Raw genomic sequence first — 19,446 nt, forward strand, 5'->3', positions numbered from 1 at the left:
TGAAAGTGAGACATCAGCAATCGCTAACATCAACTCACAGACTACTCCTACTCAACCAGTAACGCGATCTAATTCTCTGTATTGAGCCTGGCACCATGTATGCACAATCGCTGACATCAACTCACAGACTACTCCTACTCAACTAGTAACGCGATCTAATTCTCTGTATCGAGCCTGGCACCATGTATGCTGTGTGTGCGAATTCTCTGTATTGAGCCTGGCACCATGTATGATACCTCACCGCTGCGCCAAAAGCGAGATTCTTCCTCATATCGAGCCTGTCACCATGTGTTACAAACTCGCGCCAAACAGCACGAGTCACACAATGGTAAATACCACCCTGAGTGTCTTGGTGGCACGATAACAAATACTTACGGGGAATACGCATGGGAGGAGGAGGGTTTGGGAGTTAGACATCAGAAAACGCTGACATCAACTCACAGACTACTCCTACTCAAATAGTAACGCGATCTAATTCTCTGTATTGAGCCTGGCACCATGTATGCCATGTATGCATGGTTGGATTGTGCATTATTCTATTTCCACAAATTGTTCGACCCAAAGCATGTTTTCTTGATCAGTCATATTTAGAGAAAGTTCTATATTTGCAGAAGCATGATAACTTGGCACTAAACTAACACCGTTTGCATTAAAAATAACAACCCTAGGATCCATAGAGTAGACATCTCTCCACTTGACACTTTGTATACCTACATTTTCACACCAGACCGCAATATACTTATCATCATAGTTTGAGGGGAAACCTAACTCATTGTAGATAAATTCTCTAGTAACTCCAGAGTTAGGGATGATTTTATTCGGTCTTTTACAACACAAAAGAGGGACTGTCACACACACACAAATCATTAAAAATCTAATATGAATCATAATTTCTGGGCTAATCATTTACCATTCCACTTACTATAATCATGGGTTCGGTAGTACTTTTTGTGCTGAACTTTACTTTCTGTTTTAATGGTTAATCCTGTTCCAGGAGTAGATCCAACATAGCCCTGTGAAGCTCCCAAGACAACTTTATTTCCTAAAGATATAGCTACATGACCAGGATAATTAACCACATCTCCATAAGATGCATTTTTCCCAATTTTTTGTCCATCGGCAGTGCTTTTCCCTATTAAGCTACCCATTGGACTCATCTCACCTATATTCATGTCCATTCTTCCAAATGTAGCATTCGCTCCCGCAGGCACACGTCCGACAGGGTTGTAAAACGGTCTATCAGGATGTCGACCTATTCGATGCGGCCAATTAGCACCAGATTCCATTAAGACATTGTAAACGAAAAGATTACAACATGCATAGTCCTTTCCTTGATATCGATCAGCCTTGTCATCATTCGCCCATATTGAAAGTCCATTGAGAGCAATTTTCAATCCTCGTGGATCATCTGTTCCTTCTTTAACTGATTTAATCCCCTCGGCAATATCCTTAGCTGATTTAGCAATAGAGGTGGAAACCTCTTTATAATCCTCAATTTTACGTTGCGTCCTTTTGTAATCATCTGACTCACTATCCATTTTTTCGAGCTTTGTCTGTAATTTCGTAGCTTCATTTCCAATTTCTTCAGCTCGTTGATTTAATTTCTCTAGACTCTTAGTTTCTTCTTCAGTTTCAGCTCTTAATCCTAATGGGTCAAAGAACGTCCACGGGTTCTGAGTTACATAGGTGTAAACATTTGGGCCGTCGACGAAGCCTGCGGGGTCTCTGGTGAGGAAGACGCCGAACTCGAGGTCGCGGTAGCGGAAGTGCTCGTTGAGGAGGCCGGTGGGGTCTTCGTCTTTGGTGTTGGCGCGTTGGCGGTCGGCAGTGGCACCGTCTTCGAAGGTGCGCTGGCCGAAGGCTTCGTAGCGCGCTTCGTAGGTGGTGGTGCCGGTGTCATCGGTCTTGAGGATGACGTCGCCGCGGTGGTTGTAGTAGTTGAAGCTACTATCGCCAGCTCGGAGGGTGTAGAGGATGCCGCCGATGCCGCCGCCGTATTCGGATCCCCGCACGTATTCAACGGCGGGAGTTGCCAGTTCCCAGTTGCCGGTTCCCAGTTGATTATGCTCTTGGACGCTGAGGCCGTTGGAGAAGACTACTCTTGTGGTGTCTCCATTGGCGGCGGATTCATCGCGGAGGACGCGGCGGGTTCTATGATCGTAGGTGTACGCATAGTTTCCATGCTTGGTCGCATCATCGCCAGTGTTGAAGTCTAGGCTTACGAGGCGGTTATTGTAATCATAGCTGTAGATATCGACCGAGGCACCCTGGGTTTTTGTGGCTCGGTTGCCGTTGAGGTCGTAGGTGAACTCGGTGAGTTCTGAACCTAGGGTTACTGACTTCAGCTGGTTCGAGTTGAAGTTGTCGGTGGTGGTTCCGTAAGCAAAAATCGAGGCCTCAGGTGTGCCGCCATTTTGGGTGATGGTTTTCGATGTACGGTTGTTGCCTTTGTCGTAGCCATAGTCGGTGAGGGTGGAGTCTGCGCCTTCGGTGCGGGTTTCGGTATCGAGGCGGTAGACTTTGTCATTGGCTAGAATGGTGGTCTGCTGCAGGGAGCCGCTCTGGCCGTACTCGGTGATGCGGGTGACATTGGACTGATCATCATAGTCGGTGACGCTGCGCTGGATTTGTGCGCCGCTGCTGAGTCTATTGGTGATGGTGGTCTTTCTGCCGAGGGCATCGTAGACATGGTCTGTGTAGGAGCCGTTTGGTAGGGTCTTGCGTGTGACTGCGCTGTTGAGGTTGTATGCGTAGCTGGTGACGCGCGGGGTGTCGGTACCGACGGCTTCGCTGCAGTTGTCTAGGCGGTTGAGCGCATCGTACTCTGAGGTGATGACGCGGTTGGTCTCGCCGTAGGTGAGGGTGCGGACGTTACCTGCACGGTCGTAGGTGGTGCTATGGGTGACTCCATTGGAGGTTTCTGTGGTGAGGCGGTTGAGCTCATCATAGTCCTGGATGACGCCGCGGATGGTTTGATTTTCTGCGGTTTCATTCGGGCAGGAAACTTCTTCGAGGTTGCCGACGAGGTCATAGTCCATGTGGCGATCATCTGCTGAGCGGCCGGTGTGCACCACATTCTCTAGACGATGGAGGTCATCGTATTGATAGGAGATGGCTTGTTGCTTGGGATCAATGGTTTGGGTGAGGAGGATTCCATTGTAGATGGAGGTTTCTTTCTTCTGCACTGCTGTGCCGATGTCCCAGATGGTTTCGAGCTTGCGGCCAAAGCCATCGTAGGTGAAGCCGGTGCTGTGGCCTGCGCCGTCGGTGACGCGGGTGAGGTTGCCCGCATCGTCGTAGGCATTGGTGACTACGATGTCGTTATTGCTGGTCACGCCCTGGTAGCTGGCGGCATTGAAGCCGGCAGTGGCGGGGTTTACGGGATTGCCGTCTACTGGATCAGTGGCGGTGGCTACGAGGCGGTTGAGTGCGTCGTAGGCATTGCGGGTGATATTGCCTTCGCCGTCGATGACGGTGGTGATGTTGGAGGCTTTGTCGTAGAAGGTTTCTACAAGGATATCATCTGCATTGAGTGAGGCTGGGTTTGTGGATGGATTACCAGTTTCAGGGTTGCTGATCATGTCCGTGACACGGTAGGCGCGATCGTAGAAGTTACGTGTGACATTGCCACGGGCATCGGTGAGCTTAAGGACAGATCCTACGCCGTTGTAGCTAGTCTGGATGCGTGGTCGCTGAGCGGCGCCTGGTGAGGCTGGATTCTCAGCGTCTGTGACGGCTGGCTGGTATTCATCGGTGCGGCGGTTGCGCGCATCGTAGGTGAAGTCCCATACTTTTCCGAGTGGATTGATGGTTTTGAGCACATTTGAATTGGCATCGTACTGGGTTTCCACCATGGGTGATCCCGTGAGGCCATCCGCGCTTAAAGTGCGGTTGACTTTGCCCGTGATAGGGTCTGGGGACCAGACTCTGACTGGGCGCCCAGCGGCATCGTATTCCGTCTCAGACTCTCTGAGTAGAGGATCGATGGTCTTCCATGCTAGTCCGGTGCTGGTGTACTGTGTTCTGGTGGTAGCTGCGAGGGTGGTACCATGCGCCTTGGTGACAGAGGTAGGTCTGCCGAGGCCATCGAGGATTGTCTTGGTCTTCCTACCTAGGTCATCCGTGACGGTGATATCGAGAGATTCCTTGCCATTGCTGCGCGCGCCATAGGTGGTGATGGTACGGCGGAAGTTCTGCTCGAAGCCGCCGGCATTGGAGTCAAACTGCGCGACTTCCTGAGTTTGGCGGTAGACGTTGTCGTAGACATTGTAGGTGGTGAGCGTGGCTGTGCCTTGATCTGTGAGGACTGCACCATGAAGCACTACTTTGGTAGGCTTGAAGCCTGCGGAATTGAACGCGCTGGAGCCGGGGTTGGCATCTAAGACGGAGCCATTGATGCTCAGCTGATCCGCGTAGGAGAGCTGGGTGTGGGTCTTAGTGTTAGAAGCCGCAGCAGCAGCGGCAGCTGTGTTGTAGTTATGTACTTCGGAACCATTGATCCCGGTGAAGATGTGTTGCGGGCGCTGGATCGCATCGTAGAAGGTGCGAGTGTGGGTGCCTCGAGAGTCGAGGGTAATGGTCGGGTTGTTGACCGCATCATAGTAAATTCTGGTGTGAATGTCTGTAGCTCCCGGTGAGCCACGGTTACTATCAGGGACTAGACCATTGGAATTTTTCTGTGGGAGATTCACACCGTCCATGTCTACGACTGTGGTGGTGATGCGGTTGAGCGCATCGCGGTGATGGAAGGTGTAATTGCCTTCCTCATCAATCTCACCCACTTTATTTCCATTGAAATCATAGAGGATTTCTTTGGATGTTAGCTTGGAGCCTGTCGAGGTGCCTGCAGCCGGGTAATTGACGTACGTGAGGCGGTTGAGGTCATCATAGGTGAAGGTGGTGGTATTGTTTCGTCCATCAGTGACGCCTGTGCGGTTGTTGTTGGCGTCGTAGGTGTAAATGGTGGTGAGTGCTAGGCCGCCAGGATTGATGATGCTTTTGTACACCATGCCGTTGTCTATATTCGGCACACTCTGGGTGCGGATGCTTTGCTCCCAGGTCTTGCCTGTGACATCCTTGTGCTTGTTGATATAGCTGTCGGTCACCATTCCTGGGAAGCTGGCATTGTTGTACTGATAGATCATCTTGCTCAGCACATTAGAGCCTTGAGAGACGGTTTTTGATTTCACACGTCCCATGGTATCAACATCCATGCTGGTGGTCATGCCGTGCACATCGACATGGTTATTCATAACGCGATAATTCGCGGAATAGCCGTAGGTCTCAGTGCGGCCCAGAGCGTCGGTTTTCGATGTTGGATCACCCCAGAGGGTGAGGTAGTTTTTGTCGACATTGATGAATGGGATCTTGAGGCGATCTGCGCCCAAGCCATCGGTGTAAGCCCATGTGGTGGTATTGCCTGAGAAGTCGATGGTTTTTTCTAAAGCCATGCCTGCCTCTGGCTTGTACAGGAAGGTCTCGGTGCCGATGTGGCCAGCTTGTTGTGGCCAGTTGCCATGGTGGACCTGCATCTGAGTGTAGTAGAGTAGCCAATTGCGCGAGGTGGAGCTGCCGCCATGCGAGTAGCTGGTGGAGCTCTGCACCATGGCGCCATCTACTTTGTCTCCTCCATCTTTGGAGTTGAAGTCGTAGCATGTGCGGTTGCCCAAGGTATCGGTGACGATAGTGGCTGATTTTGCTCCAAAATCCTCACCGTATCTGGTGTAAGTATCGCTGGTTTTGGTGAAATAGCTGGTTCCGACACCACCCGGTAGGGTGATACTGCGCACCTGACGCGGGAGGCCGAATCCCACAGAATAGCGATCATTAAGATGATGGTTCGCCAATATGCTATCATTCAAGTTTCTAAGGGCATCGTAGGCTAGGGACTTTGCTTTGGAATAAATATCATTCAATGATGAATTAAAACTATATGGAGTTACCCCATTTCTTCCATAATATTCAACCGTACGATCATAGCCATAATTGATGTTATGGGTCTGGTTGCGCTTGTCGGTGATGGAGCGTAGCGCATGATGGAAATGGAAGGTGACTTGATTGTCCAAGTGCTGTTCGTCGACTCTGGAATCATAGCCGTAGCGCACGACCGTACCGTCGGAGTAGGAGACCGAATCGAGGGTAACGTAGCTGTGATTCTGGCTATTATTGGGCACGCCTCTTCCTGAGGTATCGCGCTGGTGAAGGGTACGGTTCTTCGTGTAGTTGAAGCTAATCGTCTTACCACGACTGTCGGTGATACTCTCGATCAATCGTCCATCACTTGAACGATTGATGGCTATGCCTTGAGGAGTTGTGGTGCCAGGTACACGGCGGTTCGGCGCGGTGATCGATTCAGGAATCAAGGAAATGTCCGAGGTGCCGTAGTCGTAATTGAGAGCGACACCAAAGCGATCTCTCACCGAGGCGAGTCGGTAGTAGGTGTGCTTTTTAACACGCGTACTGCCGAATTGCCTATCTTGGGAATGCATGAACCAGGCATCGCTGCTATTGTAGGTCAAGGTGTGGCCATGCTTCTTCTGCAAGGTGAAGCTAGAACCTGACTTGGTGAGCTTGTTCAAATAGGTTTGCTTGTCCACAAAGCCATCTGGCCATGGGAAGTAGGTGCTATCATCATTAGTACCAAAGCGGAGTCTTCGACCAGATTCATCCACCACATAGACCGCTGTTGGCTCATTGGAGTTCTCACCCAAAGTTTCTACCACTTCGACATAGGCACAGAGGTTCGATGACCATGCCACACCGAACGGTAGGTCGAGTCTCTCGTGTGGGCGCAAGCTGGAGCGATTGTTCCAAATGGTCTCACGGGCTGAGGCATTTGCCTGTAGCTTCAGATCACTGGCACCAAGTGGCACATGCACAAAGGAAGTGTCATGATTGAGGTGGAGATTGAAGGCGTCCACGTAGGTCTCTTCTGCGTAGTCGTCACTCTGCGCGGTCTGTTCAGGCTTAGAGTCTGGAATAGGGCGGCCGTTGAGTGCCACTTTACGGTTCTGTGGGCCAATCATCATACTCCCAGAAAAGCTCGAGCTCCAAGACTGCCTTGAAATAGGAAGGGCGTAAAAACTCCCTGCTAAATAGAAATTATGAGCTTCAGATGGTATTATTGGGGAATAATACTCACGGGTGAAGTATGGCGAAACCGAGGCTCGATTTTCATTAAAGTAATATCCATCAGGAGCACCTTTAAGTCTATCATTTCCTACGAATATAAAGTCTCCACGAAATTGAAAATCTACTCTTAGATGGTTATGATGCCCATGCCCAAACATGCTTTTCAGCTCACCAAATTCGTCATAGACTGGCTCATTCATTGATTTAACCCACTTTGAAGGATGGTCATATGTCGGCAAATTAGAGGTAAAGGGAAGGCTAGCCTTAGCCCAGTTCGATGTATCAACCAAATAGTTCCTCGAAGAATGTAATGGTATAGTATAAAAGTTACCCCTACTAGCATTTAGACTTCTCTCGTAATAGCTATCTCTATTCGCATAATACACATTAAAAGATTTCAGTACTTCACCGACCCCAGCAGGTATATCACTATTAAATTGCGAGTAGTACAATATGTGACTGACCCCAGTACCCGGTGATATACTGTCGGGATCTAATAATCCCACATAATTAATTGCAGGATCTACAATATTCGGCCCTGTGTGGTTAGATGCAATAAACGGGCTTGAAACGATTGATGATGGACTATGGCCTAACATGACCTCAATACCGTCTTCAAATCCATCACCGTCAGAATCTGCAGTCAAATGATTGGTGCCATAAACTAGCTCCAATGAGTAGCTCAATCCATCGCCATCATAGTCCGACAACTCAAAATCCTGTATTAAGGGATGTACGTTCGCGTCTTCATAATATTCGTAAGTATCCGTAAGAGAGTCCTGATCTGAATCCTCTATATTTGGTAAAGTCCCAACCTGCCACTCGACTAGATCACTGAGGCCATCATCATCGAAGTCTCCATCACTCACAGCGAGGCCAGAGAAAAAATGCAGTTCCCACCAATCCGGTATTTGGTTGGTGTTAGTATCAGCCTCATCGATAGAGTCATCCAGGCCACCGAGCACAGAGCGCTCACGCCAGTCTGCCACCGCATTGCCATTCAGATCCTCTTCGCGGACTTCGAGCGGATCTGCCACAAGGTAGTAGGCTGACTGGACTGCATCCCAGAGCCAATAGCAACCATCCTCAAAGGTGATTCTGGGCATGTACTCACTTTCAAGCTCTGAAGTGATTAACAGACGGTCTGCTCCGTGGAAGGTTAATGTTAATTCAATGAATGGCGTGGAAGTACTCGCTTGGACATTTACCATGACTTCATCACAGTAGACTCCATTTAAAACAACTTCATCGCCAGATCCAAATCTATCTTCCATTACCGTTTGCATGACAGCTCCAAAAGTAAGCTCATAGCGATCAGCTCCAACCCCACCATCAAGAATATTAGCTCCATAACCACTGATGATGACATCATCCCCCGCACCACCTTGTATGGTGTCATTCCCGCTATAGCCGTAGAGCACATCATCGCCGCCACTTCCGGTAAGGGCTTCATCGTGGCCAATCGAACCATGAATCACTTCATTGGCTGAGCTACCTGCAGCCTGCACTAGCATCTCAAGAGTGTCTTGGTAATGCACGGTGCCGGACCATAGGTCAATCAACTGGACAGTCAGAGCTGGCAGATGACCAACGATATAGTCATCAGGGCTAATGTAGAGCTGCCATTCAATTACATCCCCCAGGTCATTGAGGTTGTTCACATTCAACCAATCATTCGCCCAGAAGTACCCTGGTCGTAGAGCATGTGAAGTACTAACACGGTGTGACACATACTCTATGTTTAGGTTCATAATACCAGTATGATAAGCCCCAGTAACATATCTGGAAGCATAGCGTGTGTCTGTACCACCGAATGGGTTCGGCACCTGCACACCTGTGAACTGGTCAAAACTAAATACCGTGCGGCCTATGGCATCGATACGGCACTGGAAACTCACGACGCTAGGTATCGAATCCTGAGTGAAAGTCATCCCCTGCCACTGCACGATAAAGTAACTCTCTGAACCGGCACTGGCTGGGAAGTACTGATAGTAGACCTCTCCCCCATCCAATCGAGCCATCAAGGGGGCGATAATCAGGTCGGAAGAGTTCTGTTGCTCATATACATCATCATAATCTATACGAAATAAGACTTGATCTAGCTCCGCGGATGTAAGCTCCGCATCGTAGGTAAGGAATCCGTTGCGAGAGATGTAGAGGGTTTGTGTGCTCAATTCTTGCTGCGAGAAGACTTCAGCTAAGTTTTTGGTGACCATTTCATTCACAGATCCTGTGAAATCAAGCAACTCACCTGTCGCTGAGATATCTTGCCATTGGTACTGAGATTGATTGAAGAATTGGTAATCTGGAGCTGGAACGACACCATCTTCTACAAGGCGAATACTTAGATCCCCTGTAATGGGTAAGCCATCAATAGATCGCGGCAAGGTCACGGATGAACCTTCTTGCACATTGATACGTAAGTTAGACTGAGCCACAATCGGTGAAGATTGATTGATGAATTCATTCAGGTTGGTCACATAGTCACCATCTTGATCACCACTTGCTCCATTCTCAATGTTTACAGATCCATCATCGAGAGGATCCAAGCCATAGGTAACTTCCCAAACATTTGGTAATCCGTCTTTATCACTATCGACCAGCACATCAGCGGCTGCGGCATGGTAGGCGATGTTCTGGATCGTTCCGGCTTCCCCTTGTATAGAGGCATCCACAAAGAGTGGCTCATCGGATGAGAGGCTAGATGTGTGGATCAGTGTTTCATTGACCCAATACGTAATCTCCGTGCCGGAGCGGGCAATAGTAAAACTATCATAACTTTCATAAGATTGGGAGGCTGTGACATTACTGCCGCTCTCTCTTACAGTCACAAGGCTCTTCTCCAAAGTGATGCCAAAATCGATATCAGAGGTTGCGCTCGAATCATTGGAAGCATTCATACCCAACGTAGCCACATCCGCGTAGGATGGGAAACGGAAGGTGACTTTGAAGTCTCCGGTAAAGGTGACCTCTGAGACAGCATCTGCATCCTCCCCATCCGCAGATTGTGATTTGCTTAGCATTGAGCCCTCATCGCCAAGCCCAGGCAAAGTCGCCTCCAAACCATTTCTGTATGACCACACCACTGGGGACCATGAGATTACTTCATTCGCCACATTAGGATCGGAATCAAGCTCGAACTCGGCGCGGTTGGTTAGGAAATCTCTATCCGGGTCTCCAAATGCACCATCACCACCTACATCACTTTGTGTGTCTAATTGATGAGTGGTTTCCCAGGAGTCAGCCAGTGTGTCTCGATCTTGGTCAATCAAGACATCACTAATATTCGGTACGCGGTAAGCACAGTTCGACAATGAAGCATTGTCAGATAGGAGTGCCACATCCATGAAAAGGTCACCAGAACTCTCGATCACAGAGGTGTAAAACACTAGACCATTGACCGCATAGGTGACCGTTTCTCCTTTTCTTTTGATACTAAAGGAATCATGCTCTGCATAAGCACGTGCCTCTGTCACTTCCACACCATTCTCGTACACACTGACCAGTCCCTTATCCCAGAGAATAGCGTAATCGAGTTCTTCAAGTGAGGCATCTCCGTTGTTCTTGTTAAAACCTGCAGCGGCAACCATGCTATCATCAGCGAAGCGGAAAGTGAGCTCAGCATCCTCCAGCAGTATTGCCGTTGAGACAGCGTCAGCTGGTTCACCCGCGACTTTGGTTGTCGTTGTTTGAAGGAATGATCCATGCTCGCCAATAGCTGCGGCTCTGGTTTCAGCACCTCTAAATTCCATCCAATCCAGCTCATTCCACGCGTCCCCAGGGCGAAGGCTCGGATCAGTGCCGCTCTCATACTCGGCAAGGTTGGTCACAAAGTCTATGTCGGGATCCCCGAGGGCTCCGTTATCTAAGTTCGTACTGCCATCGTCATTTGGATCTAAATTATTGGTGCTTTCCCAATCATCACCCAAGCCATCGTTGTCCGTATCAGCAATAATCACAACAATATCGCGTGAAACCACATTCTCGATCATGGCACCCGTGCTGCTCAATGACACATCCACAAAATAGCTTTCCTCACTGTTCTCAAGAAGGGTGTATACATCGACACCATTCACGGCCACCGTCAAGACGCCCTGCTGACGTTTGAAGTTGAAGCTGTCAGAGATCTGGTATTGCCCAAGCGTGGTGATCGCAATGCCATCTTGCAAGAGCGTGACCATCCCCTGATTCCAATAGATCGCGTATTCAAGATCTGCTAGATCTCGACTATCGTTACTGGAGTTTAAGCCCAGAGCCGCTTGCGAAATAGGATTGGCAAAGCGGAAGCTCAACTCGAACCCGTCCATAAAGCTAGTATCGGATACAGCATCCGCATTGAAGCCCTCAGCCGCATCAGTAGACTTCACCAATGCAGATCCTTGAGTTCCTGAAATTGAATTTGTGGCAGATTCGACATCCTGTAAATCAGCCCAAGCAAGAGCAGTCCAGCCTGTGCGATCGCCAGCATCTTGCGGGTCTGAATTATTCAAATACTCGACGATATTGGTGAGCATATCACCATCTGGATCTCCCATCGCCCCGTTCACGGCATTCGTAGAGCCGTCGTCGTCTGAATCTAGCCCATTGTTCGCCTCCCAATCACTAGGCAAGCCATCCTCATCTACATCATTGTCTATGATCGTAACGGATGCTCCAAAGCCAGAAATAGTATGAGTATCGCTAAGATTTAGCTCTAATGTTAGCTCTTCTTTCCCTTCGGCGCTTAAGTCATAAATCGGGGTAACGATTACGGAAACGCTGGATTGCCCTGCTGGTATGACAGCCACACCGGATAGAGGTTGATAATCCTCACTAGCTTGAGCGGTACCACTCACGAAATATGTAACCGCTAGATCCGAACTTACTGGCTGGCCAGCGGCAACAATGAAGGATGCTGTGTTGCTCACATCAGTAGCATCCGCGATCATGTCATCAGCAGTAATGGTGATCACGGGGAGCACATAATCCACAATAGTGACGGAATCCTGAGAGGCTCCAACAGTAAAGCCTTGACCAGCAAGTAGCGTCAGAATCAGTGATTCATCCCCCTCAGCAATGAGGTCTGAAACAGCCGCAATATCAATATCTGCCGTAGTTTCGTTTGCAGGTATGACAACGCTTCCGCTCAGCTGGGTGTAGTCCACTCCATTGGTTGCTGATCCCCCTAGTGTGTATTCCACCACAAGTGATGTTGCCCATGCGATTGTCGAAGTGACGGTGAAACGCGCCAAATCTGAGCTATCTTGTTCTGAGGCCAATGCATCAGCGACACTTACAGACAATTCAGGAAGTGGCTGGTCTACGATAGAAATCGTCGCCTCATCTGACTCAAGAGCAAAGCCATCACCCTGAGAGAGGGTGATCGTGACAGTCTCGGTCGACTCAAGCTCAAGATCTTTAATCGCAGTGACTTCTATAGTATTCGAAGATTCACCTGCTGGGATGATTACCATTCCAGATAAATCTATGAAATCAACTCCTGACGTAGCAGTTCCGCTGACCACATACTGAAGCTGCAGATCTTGAGTCACGGCTTCGCTGATATTAACGGTCAATACCGCTGTGTCAGTGACATCTTCTTCAGAAGCTGTCGCGTCCGTAGCTACGATAGATACGGTTGGTAATTCGTAATCAGAGATCACAACGGATGCCGACGCCGAGCCTAGCTCGTAACCAGCACCTGCAAGTAGAGTGAGTGACACCTCTTCATCACCTTCAAGTTCTAGGTCGCTGATAGCAGTCACCACAACATCAACACTAGAAGTGTCAGCTGGGATCACTACTCCACCTGACAGGCTATCATAGTCTACCCCATTGCTTGCTGTACCACCCACAGAGTAGCTCACCGCGAGGTCTTCACTGACTGGTTTCGAAGCGCTAATACGAAGAATACCCGTATCTGAACTATCTGACTCATTCGCAGTCGCGTCTATGGCTGTAATCGACACGACCACATCCCCGCTAAGCTCATCTCCGTCTTCGATGAAGCGTAGCGCGAAGAGGGCCTTGAGCTGTCCAATGCTGGCGAGCTTATAGTTGTCCGCCACGGGGGTGGCTTCGTCCCACGGGTAGTTGTTGGCGGAGAGGGTGATGCCATTTTTCTGGGCTTGATCCTGCAGCCAGCCCTCTGGAAGAACATCGTAGAAGGGCTTGGCTAGGGCCTTGAGCTGGCCGAGGTTGAGTGGGGCGAGCTGGGCTTGATACCAGGCGGAGTCTGGGTTCTGCGGCGGTGCTGGGAAGATGGATTCGAGATCGATCTCTGCAGCGAGATCTGGAGATTGCAGCGCCAGCTCAGCCTTGGCTTGTATCGCCATCCATTTTGCCTGCCCGATACTTGCTACCGCCAGGTTGTTCTGCGTTGCAGCATCGTCGATGACACCACGGTCTTGCCACCATTGCAAAGTTTGGGCACTTGCATATGGCGTCAACAAAGAAAGCGTGAATGCAAGAGCAGCACACAAGGAGGTGACACGCCAGTGCATGGCGGGTAGGAATGAGGAATCCTTCATCAATCAGGCGGTAAGTAAGAAGTAAAAAAATGCTAAGCTCGAAGTGTGAGCCCTGCCGGTCATGCGGTAGGCAAGGGAAATCAGGTATTTACTCAGCAGCACCAAAGATCCCCATGGAGATGTCGCCCTGGGCCTTGGAGAGCACCACGGAGCCGTCGGCCTTGATGTGGAGTGGGACGGAGTTATCGTCCGCAGTAGCCTTGCCGATTTCGACCGATCCGTCTTGCAAGACGGTGAGGGCATTTTTGCGGTCCGAATCGGATGAGCCAATACCTACTTCGAGCACGGAATTCTGATCATCCCCCTGCCAGGCGGCACGACCAGCATCTGTGACGCGTGGTTCATTGAAGCCCATCGCGGTGGAATAACTAGCCTTGGCCAATCCACCAGCCATGGCTACTGCATAAGCAGCGTCTGTCGTCCCATCAGCCATTGCTACTGAACCGTGACCATCAGCTTGTGCCAACGACATGGCTGTTGCATAATCAGAATCAGTTTCGCCTCCTGACATTGCCACTGAACGGAGTCCGTCACTAATACCTCCCGCAAGTACTATATTTCTACTTAGACCAAGTGCATATCGCATGGACGCCCCATCTGTAAGAACAATCTCTCCCCCCACTGTCAAAGGACCAGCCAAATCAGCAGAACCATCCTTCTTCACCACAAAGGCATTGGAGCGGTTGGCTTCGTCGGCACCATTACCGACTGCGAATTGGATGTCTCGGCTATCAACGTTGTACTGGCCGACGACAAAACCACGATCTGAAGCGTTCAGTATTTTTTCACCAAAGGCGAATGATGTTTGCCCCGAGGCCGTACTATCATGTCCCCCCGCAAAACTGTACTTCCCATCAGCATCAGTGATGTGCCCGATAGCCAATGCTCCTGTTCCACGACTGACTGAACTCATACCAATCGATGCCGCGGCATATCCCGTAGCAACGGCGTTATTGCCTGTTGCGAAGGCATTGTCACCCATGACGAAGGAATGGTTACCAAAGGCCACTGCTTGATCGCCATGCGCCATGGAACCTGAGCCAAAGGCTACCGAGTTGTATCCGATGTGTTGATCAGTCCAGCTGTTGGCGTTTGCTGTTCCCACACGGAGTGCAGACTTTCCGCTGTGCCACATAAAGCGCGAGCCAGCGCCCTCCATCGGGATTCGACTATTGTCGGCTTCGAAGAGAAGTGAGTTGCCTCCTGCTTGATTGTTCGGCGACTGGCTGATGTAGCTACCTGAGAGCACTGTAGCCACTGAATCTTCCGTCAGCACCTTAGCTCCATCGACATAGACGCCAGGTTCTTTGGAAAACCCGGGAATAACATCACCCTTGGCAACCAATAATTGGGGTTGAATGGGCTCAAACCTAGCGATTTCTGTTTGAGTAGGAGTCGTATAATACCAACTATTCTCCATGGGGGAGATTATAGAAACAGAAATTTTAACATCCACTGGCATAGGGTTAAAAGCATGTAACGCCAACAAGCCTAACCAACCATCATCATTGTCTGCAGCCATTACATTATAGTGAAGATGACTGGCTGAAAATTTAACTTCTGAAACCACACCCTCCTCAATCTTACCAGGCTTATACATCAAGAGAAGCTCACCTGAAGAGTCTCCACCAACACCAGCAGATGAAACTTGAATTCGATGAACAGTATCTACTCGAAATTCTCCAATAGGTATAAGGACCTCCGCTCCAGCTGGCACCATGTATTCGACCTGAACTATAGCCTTATCAACATCCACCCCATCCGAGCCGTCTTCAGCCTGAAGGTACTTGAGCTCCGCGACACCATAATCTGGCTCAACGACAGTCTGCGCTGACAGTGCTGAGCTTAAGAGCAAAGAGGAAGCTAAGATCGAGTTAGCATTCAATAAACGATGGAAAGAGCGATAGGTTTTCATGTCAGTTAGATGATGAAAAAGAGAAATCAGTTAGATAATAACATGTCAACTGCAAACAACATTCTCTCGGGTCCTCAATCTATATGAAGCAGACACCGATTCTATCGATACTGCATCTAGACATGATCTACATTAAATGAAGCCTCTGCCTCAGCAGGGACGGATTCCCCTCGACCCGCCGAGCTGCACCCAGAAGCAGAAGCCGCCCAGCGGTGCACAGATCAACAAAACCTAGGGTGCTAAGAAATTCTGAATCCACACCGCCACGGCAATTCGAACTTCTAGAAGTTACGCAGCCAAGCTAGCTGGACGGCATGGAAAGCCATCCCTGCCACCACCATGAACATGCGATCCGCCAGAAAGTGCGTTAGGGATGCGTGTCTTTGCACCCTCTTTAAACATGTCGTAACTTGTATACTTCACTTACGCATGGAGTAATTGTTTCGAGTCGTTTATCTTCCCATGATGTAGCGACTAGAACAACGACTCTGATAATATATTTTGAAGCCATCTACTGAAGCAGCGCAAGGCGCACCCTTTTTAAAAAAACTCGCCATTTACGGTCGGCTCTCCGGCCCGGGCTGGCTGCAGGCCGCAGTGACTCTGGGAGGGGGTTCCTTGGTGGGAGCGCTTTACCTAGGGGTGATCGGCGGCAATGAACTCCTATGGCTACAGCCTTTGGCAATGCTCTTTGGGGTGGTGATGCTCGCGGCTCTGGCCTACATCACCCTGAGCACCGAGGAGACGCCCTTTGTTTCTACCTGCAAGCACATTTCTCCAGTCCTGGCGTGGGCATGGCTACTCGCCACGGTGATTGCCGACTGCGTCTTCTGCCCAGCGCAGGCCTCGCTCGGGCTGGGGATCGTGCAACAAAACTTCGGCCTAAGCGCAGCCAATCCCTACCTCATCACTGGCTTGATGGCGGTGATCGCTTATGCGGTGGTTTACTTTTACAGCTCGGGCTCGAAGGGTGTGGCGACCTTTGAGAACATCCTGAAGGTGATGGTCGGCATCGTGATCCTATGCTTTTTCGGAGCCGCCGCGGTGCACATGGCGAATGGAAATGTGGCGCTGGGTTCCGTGCTGAAAGGCTTCATTCCGGATTTTAGTTCCTTATTCTCCCCAGCCGAGACACTGCAATCAGCGATCAGCGCGACCGGCAGTCACGCCACCTACTGGGAAGGCCTCATTGGTAATCAACAACGCTCGATCATCATCACCGCCTTCGGCACCGCGGTGGCCATCAACATGACCTTCCTTCTGCCCTACACACTCAAGAAAAAAGGCTGGAGCAAAGGCGAACGTGAGCTCTCGCGCTACGATCTCGGGCTCGGACTCGCGCTCCCATTCGTCATCGCCGCCTCATTCCTCGTGATCACCGCCTCGGCTCAATTCCACGGCAAAGCTGACGACATTCTTAACGCTGAGGGCAAGCCAATCGCATTAGAAACTGGCTATTACAACAACCTCAAAGGCAGGCTCGCTGCAGCTGAGATCCCTTTCACTGAAGAAACCTTACAGGCCACAGCCGACGCCCTGCCGCTGGCCGACCGCCAGCTTGCGGCCTACATCACCAAACGTGACGCACGCCAGCTGGCCACCGCACTGGCACCACTAGTGGGAGAAAAACCCTCACAGCTGATCTTTGGCATTGGCATTCTCGCGATGGCCGTCTCCACCATGATTGTGCACATGCTGATGAATGGCTTCGCCATCTCTCAGGCGATGGGCAAACCGGGCTCGAAAAAACCATTCCTCATCGGCGCTGCCATCCCCGCCATCACTGCGGCTCTGGCGCCCTACCTCTGGAGTGGTGCGAACAAGACCGCGATGGCCGTGCCAGCTTCAGTCATTGCCACCACGCTGCTACCGATTGCCTACCTGATCTTCATTCTCCTGATGAATTCCAAAGGCACCCTAGGTTCTGAAATGCTCCGTGGCAGCAAACGCATCATCGTGAACCTCCTCATGGGCATTGGCCTCTTCCTCGCAGGCTTCGCCTCAGTCTGGGCATTGCTCAACAAAGGCACCCCAGGTTTCTACGGGCTCATCATCCTTGGGGCACTCGCCGCCATCGGTATCATTTCATTCATCTTGAAGAACCGCCAAACGGCACAACCCACCCATCAACGATGAAATTTGGTATTATCGGCACGGGCATGATTTCGGAGTTCCACGCGCTCGCAATCGAGGCGATGGAGAATGGTTCCTTGCATTCTTGCTACAACCGCAGCCCTGAAAAAGCGCAGGCATTCGCCGCGAAGTACGGGATCGAGTCCCACACCTCACTCGAGGCATTCCTCGCCGATCCCGAGCTCAAGATCGTCACGATCGGCACCCCGTCTGGCGCGCACTTTGATCCAGCCATGGCTGCCATCGCGGCGGGCAAACACGTCATCTGCGAAAAGCCGCTCGAGATCACTCCTGAGCGCATCGACCAACTCATCGGCGCTGCCGAAGCAAAGCAAGTCACACTGGCAGCCATCCTCAACCGTCGCTTCAACGCCCCCATCCAACAACTCAAACGAGCGGTCGATACTGGGCGCTTCGGCCAGCTTTCCCTCGTGGAAGCCTCGATCAAATGGTTCCGCGACCAGGCGTACTACGACTCAGCTGCCTGGCGCGGCACCTGGGCGCTCGACGGCGGTGGCGCCTTGATGAACCAATCGATCCACATCATCGACCAATTGCTCTATTGCGTAGGGCCAGTGAAGCGAGTCTCAGCCTCGGTGGCCTGCGTCGCCCACGAAGGGATCGAAGTAGAAGACACAGCAGTGGCCATTCTAGAATTTGAGAATGGCGCACGCGGCGTCATCCAAGGCTCCACGGCCTGCTATTCCACCCATGGCCACCCCGCTGAGGTGAACATCTGTGGCAGCAAAGGCAGCGCCTTTCTCGCCGATGAAGCCTTCCGCGTCTGGGACTTTGCCGAAGCGCAGCCGATCGACACCACGATCCACGCCGAGCTCATGGAAGACACCGAGAGTATTGGCATCGGAGCCAACGACCCAACAAAAATCAATTTCACCGGCCACCAGCACAACTTCGAAGAAGTCGTCAGCTCGATCCAACAAAACCGCCGTTGCAGCGTGGATGCCCACGAGGCGCGCAAGGCAGTGGAATTGATCAGAGCAATCTACGACAGTGCAATCAAGCAAGGCCAATGGATCGACCTCTCACCACCAACCCAATAACAACATGAAATTTATCATCTTCTGCATCCTCATCATGGCAAGCTGCCTGCACGCGAACGATTCCCAAAAGTCTGACTGGGTCAACCTACTGGAGGGAGATTCCCTGGAGCAATGGCGCTCAACTCGCAAGGCAAAAGACGGTAGCTACCGCGCCCTCGGCCAACGCTGGCAGCTCGAACATGGCGTGCTCAGCCTCGACCGCAGCCGTGAGGGCCGCGGTGGACACATTGAAACAAAGAAAAACTACTTCCACTTCGAACTCAAATTCGAGTTCAACATCAAACACAACTGCAATAGCGGCATCAAGTATCGTTGCAAAAACTCACTTGGCTTCGAATACCAAATCACCGACGACGAGAATTACCGCGACAACAAGGTAAGCCACCGTACTGGAGAGCTCTACGAACTCGCAGCGGAGGAAGCCCCACGCCTCGTCAAGGCAGCTGGAGAATGGAACAGCGGACGCATCATTGCAAAGGGCAACACCATCGAGCACTGGCTCAATGGCCACAAAGTATTCACCATCGAATATGGATCTGACGATTGGAATGAACGCTTCCAGAAGAGCAAGTACTTCAAGAATGGAACCCTAGATTTCGGCACCCACCAGGGTCCCATCCACCTCCAAGACCACTCCGACACCGATGTGGAATTTAGAAATATGTTCATCCGCGAACTCAAACCAGAAAACAACTAG

6 protein-coding genes are annotated in these 19,446 nt (G+C 50.7%); 3 read left to right on the forward strand and 3 right to left on the reverse strand.

The features are described from left to right. Positions 1-531: 531 nt before the first annotated feature. The 3 genes from F454_RS0109115 to F454_RS0109125 form a co-directional block, all read right to left on the reverse strand. Positions 532-906 carry a hypothetical protein gene (locus tag F454_RS0109115; protein ID WP_018970346.1) on the reverse strand — a complete coding sequence of 125 codons (375 nt, stop codon included), beginning with the start codon at positions 904-906 and terminating at the stop codon, positions 532-534. Continuing rightward, positions 903-13,640 carry a Calx-beta domain-containing protein gene (locus F454_RS0109120; RefSeq protein ID WP_018970347.1) on the reverse strand — a complete coding sequence of 4,246 codons (12,738 nt, stop codon included), beginning with the start codon at positions 13,638-13,640 and terminating at the stop codon, positions 903-905. Before F454_RS0109120 ends, F454_RS0109115 begins: the two co-directional genes overlap by 4 nt. An 88-nt stretch (positions 13,641-13,728) precedes the next feature. Continuing rightward, a complete protein-coding gene (locus F454_RS0109125) occupies positions 13,729-15,555 on the reverse strand; it encodes a hypothetical protein (protein ID WP_018970348.1) in 1,827 nt (608 codons plus the stop codon). A gap of 501 nt (positions 15,556-16,056) precedes the next feature. Between F454_RS0109125 and F454_RS14755 the strand changes: the two genes are divergently transcribed. The 3 genes from F454_RS14755 to F454_RS0109140 are packed head-to-tail and all read left to right on the forward strand — an operon-like array spanning position 16,057 to position 19,446. Then, positions 16,057-17,691, forward strand: a complete 1,635-nt coding sequence (locus tag F454_RS14755) for a divalent metal cation transporter (protein ID WP_018970349.1) — start codon at positions 16,057-16,059, stop codon at positions 17,689-17,691. Further along, a complete protein-coding gene (locus F454_RS0109135) occupies positions 17,688-18,749 on the forward strand; it encodes a Gfo/Idh/MocA family protein (RefSeq protein ID WP_018970350.1) in 1,062 nt (353 codons plus the stop codon). Before F454_RS14755 ends, F454_RS0109135 begins: the two co-directional genes overlap by 4 nt. A 4-nt stretch (positions 18,750-18,753) precedes the next feature. Further along, positions 18,754-19,446, forward strand: coding sequence for a 3-keto-disaccharide hydrolase (locus F454_RS0109140; protein WP_018970351.1), 693 nt, complete (start codon positions 18,754-18,756; stop codon positions 19,444-19,446).

This window comes from Rubritalea marina DSM 17716, assembly GCF_000378105.1.
GTDB lineage: Bacteria > Verrucomicrobiota > Verrucomicrobiia > Verrucomicrobiales > Akkermansiaceae > Rubritalea > Rubritalea marina.